Source organism: Streptomyces sp. NPDC107581, from assembly GCF_055657175.1.
Map to the genome: position 1 here is coordinate 1 of NZ_JBVKBH010000025.1, position 5,462 is coordinate 5,462.

Genomic DNA, 5,462 nt, shown 5'->3' on the forward strand with positions numbered 1-5,462 from the left:
CCGCTACGAGAAGACAGCCACCATCTACCTGGCCGGACTCTACATCGCAGGCATCTTCCTCTGGTCCGCCCGATGATCCAAACGAAACCGCCTAGGCGGCCGCGGCGGCTCCTGCCTGGTCCTGGACCACTACCTCGAAGCGCTCTTGCGAAAGCCCGGCGCCTTCCCCGGCTCGACACCACTGGAGCAGGCCCGCTCGGCCGGCCGCTTCACCCCGGTCCACGACAAGTGGTGGGCCGCTGCCAAGGCCGCCCACGGCGACGCCGCGGGAACCCGCGCGCTGATCGAGGTGCTGCTGCTGGCCCGGCACATGGACCACGAGCAGGTCGTCGCCGGCCTGGCCGCCGCCTACCGGGTCGGTGCTCTGACCGCCGACGCGGTCGCCCTGGAGGCCCGCAAGCTCGCCGAAACGGACGACCCGCTCACTCCGGCCCCAGCTGCGCGGGAGGGACTGCACGACGGTGACGGCCCGGCCGCCTCGGTGACGTCCTTGTCCGACTGGCGACTCGCACATCTGCCTCCCGACAACCGGCCGCTGCCCTCGGTGGCCCACTACGACCAGCTGCTGACCCCGCGCGGCCGCACGGCCGGAGACAAGGAAGGATCATGATGCGCAAGCGAGGCCTGACCGAAGAAGCCGCCACCGCCTCCATCGACCAGGCATGCCGCATGCTGCGGCTGCCCACCATCCGACAGCAGTTCAAGGAGATGGCCGACGGCGCCAGCCACGACCAGATGTCCTACCGCGGCTTCCTCGCCGAACTGCTGATGGCCGAGTGCGACGACCGCGCCCGACGCCGGTCCGAACGTCGGATCCGCGCCGCCGCCTTCCCCAGGGACAAGTCGCTTCGGGCCTTCGACTTCGACGCCAACCCGAGCATCGACCCAGCCACCATCAACACCCTCGCGACCTGCGAATGGGTCAAGAAGGGCGAGCCGCTCTGCCTGATCGGCGACTCCGGCACCGGCAAATCCCACCTGCTGATCGCACTCGGCACCGAAGCGGCCATGCAGGGCTTCCGCGTCCGCTACGTGCTGGCGACCAAGCTCGTCAACGAGCTCGTCGAGGCCGCCGACGACAAGCAGCTGACCAAGACCATCGCCCGCTACGGCCGCGTCGACCTCCTCTGCATCGACGAACTGGGCTACATGGAACTCGACCGCCGCGGCGCCGAACTTCTGTTCCAGGTTCTGACAGAGCGCGAGGAAAAGAACAGTGTGGCCATCGCGAGCAACGAATCCTTCAGCGGCTGGACCAAGACCTTCACCGACCCCCGCCTCTGCGCGGCCATCGTCGACCGCCTCACCTTCAACGGCGCGATCATCCAGACCGGCACCGAGTCCTACCGCCTGGCTCACACCCGAGCACAAGCCGAACGCGCCAGCTGACACGTCGCGGCTGCGTCCTGGAGATCCCGAGCGTCCCAGCCGCTGCCAAGGGTTACCCTGATTCGCTGCCGGTTGGCGTCAGCGAGCGTTGGCCTAGGGGTGGGCATGGCTCTTGAGATGATCCCGGATCGTCCTGGGCGGGAAGTCGCGTTCGAGCCGCTCCTTGACGGGCTGTTGGAAGTCTTCAGTCCGGCCTGGGTTCTTCCGGAGCGGGTGGTGGATCACCATCCGCATCACCGCTGCGAGGTCAAGCGCTGGGAGGTCGGGCGGGCAGCTGAGGAAGACCCTGACCTCACCCGCCGGCATGCCGATCGATTGATCGACGCGGCCATGCTTGATCAGTGCCGAAGCGGGATCAACCAACTGGTCCGCCCCCTGGTCAAGTCTTTGGGTCACCGCTGGACGCAGGAACAGATCATCGACTACGTCCGCTCTGGCACGAACGCGCAAAAGGTCGGAGCGACCATGGCCTGGTACTTCTCTCGCCCAGGGCTCAAATACGCGTCCATGGAGGACCTGGCGAACCGGACGCCCACTCCCGAGAGTAAGGCGGTCCTGGACGCACTCTCCGACCTCCGGGCCGGCTACCGGGACGCAGTCTTGGCTGCCTTCTTGACCTGCGAAGACCTTGAGACACGTCAAGATCTGTCGCTGTGGATCTCGCTGGAGGCCTCCGCCTACCCCGACGCCCTTCAGAGCGATCATCAACGGGCCAAAGAGATCATCCTGGCAAACCCTGATGACTATCGGCTGATGCTCCAGCGCTCCGGCCAGAGCTGACGTCGATGATCCGCCGGGCGCGGATGCCCTCCCATCCGGTCGGCAACTGACATCACTTCCCAGTGACATAGATCATGGACGAGGGCCCACAGCGACTCCCGAAACCGCCTCGGAATGACGTCGGATCGAAGTTACGTAGCCACTGTGGAACCGGCAGCAGCTTGCCAACCAGCTCCGATCCCTTCTGCGCGAGTACTACCCGGCGGCTCTGGATGCCTTCGCTATCTGGACCAACGGCTTGTGCCGGCCTGAGGCCCGCGAACTGCTCAAGATCGCACCCACCCCCGCCAAAGCTGCGCGGCTGACCCGCAGCCAGATCACTGCCGCCCTCAAGCGGTCCGGCCGCAAGCGCGGCATCGAGGCCGACACCGAACGGCTCCGCGAAGCCCTGCGAGGCGACTGGGCCCGGCAGCTTCCGCTGGTCGAGGACGCCCTCGGCAAGCAGATGCTCGCCCTCCTCCTCCAGCTGGACGCCGCCTGCACCGCCGCCGACGACCTGGCCCAGGCGGTGGAAGAGGCTTTCCCTCAGCACCCGGACGCTGACGTGATCCTCAGTTTTCCCGGACTCGGCCTCCAGCTCGGCGCCCGGGTGCTGGCCGAGATCGGCGACGACCACACCCGGTTCGCCGACGCCCGCGGCCTCAAGGCCTACGCCGGCTCCTCGCCCATTACCCGCGCCTCCGGCAAGAAGTCCAGCATCAGCCGCCGCCGGGTGAAGAACGACCGGCTCAACCACACCGGCTACCTCTGGGCCTTCGCCGCCCTGACCGCCTCACCCGGAGCCAAAGCGCACTACCGCCGACGACGTGACGAGCGCGGCGACTGGCACGCATCCGCCCTGCGCAACCTCTTCAACCGCCTGGTCGGACAGCTCTACCACTGCATCCAGCACAGCCAGCGCTACGACGAATCGCTGGCCTTCCCGGTCCAGCCGGAAGTCTCGTCGGCCACGGCCGCATAGACCGACCACAAGACATCGCACACGGCAGGCCGCCGCCCTCAATCCGGGATGATCAGCCCGCGCTCGCGCAGCTTGGGCAGGCACACCTTCAGGCAGGCCTCCACCGAGACGGCATCCGTCCGGACCAGGAGATCCTCGTGAAACGGGTTTCCGCTCGCGACGAATGTCCATGGCTTCCTGCCCTCACGTATCCGCTCGGCATCGGCCTTGAACAGCACCGTGACCCCCTGCTCGGCCAGCGCTTCCATGACACGCACTACATCCACCGAAAGTTCCCCTTGCGCTGCTAATCGAACAGTCGGCAAAGCTACACAGGCACCCCAGCCACCCACTTGACGGCTTGGGGACGTGAGGCGTCTAACAGGGCTGATACCTAGCCTCGTGCGTTGTTCACGTGTCTTGGGGAACTCGCTGTCCGCAGGCGCTCTGCGCTCGCATGGAGACCCGGGCCGCCGCCGATGGAGATGAGGCTGCCGTCGGCGGCTGGGCACAGACAACAGCGGCCCCGACGCCTGGCGGGTATCGGGGCCGTCACCCACACGAGTCCCGCCATCGGGGCATCGGAACAGGTGCACGTGTCGCGATGGCGTCCCACTATGTGGTGTAGCCGATCAAGGCTAGGGCGTACGCCCGGGGGCGTGTGCTGATAGCGATTCCGCTCCCTGCCCGGCAGGCGGGCCACCTGCAACTCTCCTTGGTGAACGGCCAGTTCAACCCGGGAGGTGCACGGTGGCCCTTTCCCAGTCTGACCTACTACGCCTGCTGGAGTCACTACGTTCGGCGGACGGGCTCGAACTCGTCCGCGGTGTGGCTGAGCGGATGCTCCAGGAGCTGATCGAAGCCGAGGCCACGGCCCGGATCGGCGCGGAGTGGAACGAGCACACCGAGACGCGCACCGCGCTTCGCAACGGCCACCGTGACAAGACAATCAGCACTCAGGCCGGCGACCTGGACCTGGCGATCCCCAAGCTGCGGTCGGGGAGCTTCTTCCTCGCACTGATGGAGCGACGGCGCCGGATCGACCAGGCCCTGTACGCGGTCATCATGGAGGCCTACGTCCACGGCGTGTCCACACGGTCGGTCGACGACCTGGTCAGGGCCCTCGGTGCGGACACCGGAATATCCAAGAGCGCGGTCTCGCGGATCTGCCAGGACCTGGACGGCCAGCTGACCGCGTTCCGTGCCCGGCCCCTGGACCACGTCCGCTTCCCGTACATCTATCTGGACGCCACCTACTGCAAGGCGAGGGTCGAGCACCAGATCGTGCCCCGCGCCGTGGTGATCGCCACCGGGATCACCGACGATGGCGGCCGCGAGGTGCTGGGCGTGATGGTCGGCGACAGCGAGACCGAGGTGTTCTGGACCGAGTTCCTGCGCCACCTGCGCGAACGCGGTCTGAGTGGAGTCAGGCTCGTGATCGGCGACCACCACTCGGGACTGGTCAAGGCCATCCGCAAGGTCATGCTCGGAGCCGCCTACCAGCGCTGCAGGGTTCACTTCCTGCGCAACGTGTTCAGCGTGATCAAGAAGGACGCGGCGGAAATGGTCGCCGCGACGATCCGCACGATCTTCGCCCAGCCCACCGCCGACGCCGTCCGCACCCAGCTCGACACTGTCGCCGACATGCTCGGCAAGCAGTTCCCGAAGGTCAAGGAGATGCTACTGGAGGCGGGGCCGGTCCCGGGCGGGGTGGTTGCGTGGTGGGAGCGGGTGTGGTGGTGGGCGGGTGGAGGGTCGGCGTTGCAGGCGGTTGTCCTCGTTGTCGGTATGGGTGTCGTCATTGCGGGCGCCGTGCCGGTGTGCGTCCTGGGCGTGGTCCTTGTCGCTGATGACTTCGGCGGCGGTGATCTGCCCGGGCAGGTCACCGGCAGTGGGGCTGTCGGCCTGGCTTTCGCGTACGGCGGCTTCGGCAACGGCTTCATGACCGGCACGGGCCTTATCGTCGCCTCCCGGGGCCTCGGTCTGACAGGCCGGGGTCGGGGGGCGATGCAGGGTCGGCTGCAGGTCCCGCGAGCGTCTCCCTCTGCGGACGGTCAAACGTCGCACGGGACCGTGGGCCCCCGCCCCGGCGAAGACTCCACGTCTCCACCGGGACGGAGGCCCCGGCCATGGGCAGAAACACGAGCACAGACAGCACCCGCATCCCCCCACTCAGCCACCAGCACCCGCTCCGGCACCAGCACCAGCGCCAGCGCCCGCTCCGGCACCAGCACCAGCGCCAGCGCCAGCACCGGCCCCAGCACCAGCGCCAGCGCCCGCTCCGGCACCAGCACCAGCGCCAGCGCCAGCACCGGCCCCAGCACCAGCGCCAGCGCCCGCTCCGGCACCAGCA

Annotated in this window: 3 protein-coding genes and 3 pseudogenes; 5 read left to right on the top strand and 1 reads right to left on the bottom strand. The window is 67.8% G+C overall.

Translation table 11 applies throughout. The features are described from left to right. Positions 1–115 precede the first annotated feature (115 nt). The 4 genes and pseudogenes from ACZ7P3_RS39545 to ACZ7P3_RS39560 form a co-directional block, all read left to right on the top strand. Positions 116–610, top strand: a pseudogene (locus ACZ7P3_RS39545) (IS21 family transposase); the annotation flags it as partial. Continuing rightward, positions 607–1,389, top strand: a complete 783-nt coding sequence (gene istB, locus ACZ7P3_RS39550) for an IS21-like element helper ATPase IstB (protein WP_472089318.1) — start codon at positions 607–609, stop codon at positions 1,387–1,389. The pseudogene ACZ7P3_RS39545 and the gene istB, both read left to right, overlap by 4 nt. Positions 1,390–1,494: 105 nt before the next feature. Then, positions 1,495–2,169: a hypothetical protein gene (locus ACZ7P3_RS39555; protein WP_472089319.1), complete on the top strand. Its 675-nt coding sequence runs from the start codon at positions 1,495–1,497 to the stop codon at positions 2,167–2,169. Positions 2,170–2,311: 142 nt separating this feature from the next. Continuing rightward, positions 2,312–3,130 (top strand): annotated as a pseudogene (locus ACZ7P3_RS39560) (transposase); the annotation flags it as partial. 38 nt (positions 3,131–3,168) lie between these two features. Here ACZ7P3_RS39560 and ACZ7P3_RS39565 read toward each other — a convergent pair. Continuing rightward, the gene (locus tag ACZ7P3_RS39565; protein ID WP_472089320.1) at positions 3,169–3,378 is read right to left on the bottom strand and encodes a hypothetical protein; all 210 of its coding nucleotides are present in this window, start codon (positions 3,376–3,378) and stop codon (positions 3,169–3,171) included. 481 nt (positions 3,379–3,859) lie between these two features. Between ACZ7P3_RS39565 and ACZ7P3_RS39570 the strand changes: the two are divergent. Then, positions 3,860–4,846: pseudogene (locus ACZ7P3_RS39570) on the top strand (IS256 family transposase); the annotation flags it as partial. Positions 4,847–5,462 lie beyond the last annotated feature (616 nt).

Coding starts and splice junctions, on each gene's coding strand:
- istB (WP_472089318.1), top strand. CDS start 607: ATGATGCGCAAGCGAGGCCTGACCGAAGAAGCCGCCACCGCCTCCATC.
- ACZ7P3_RS39565 (WP_472089320.1), bottom strand. CDS start 3,378: ATGGAAGCGCTGGCCGAGCAGGGGGTCACGGTGCTGTTCAAGGCCGAT.
- ACZ7P3_RS39555 (WP_472089319.1), top strand. CDS start 1,495: ATGGCTCTTGAGATGATCCCGGATCGTCCTGGGCGGGAAGTCGCGTTC.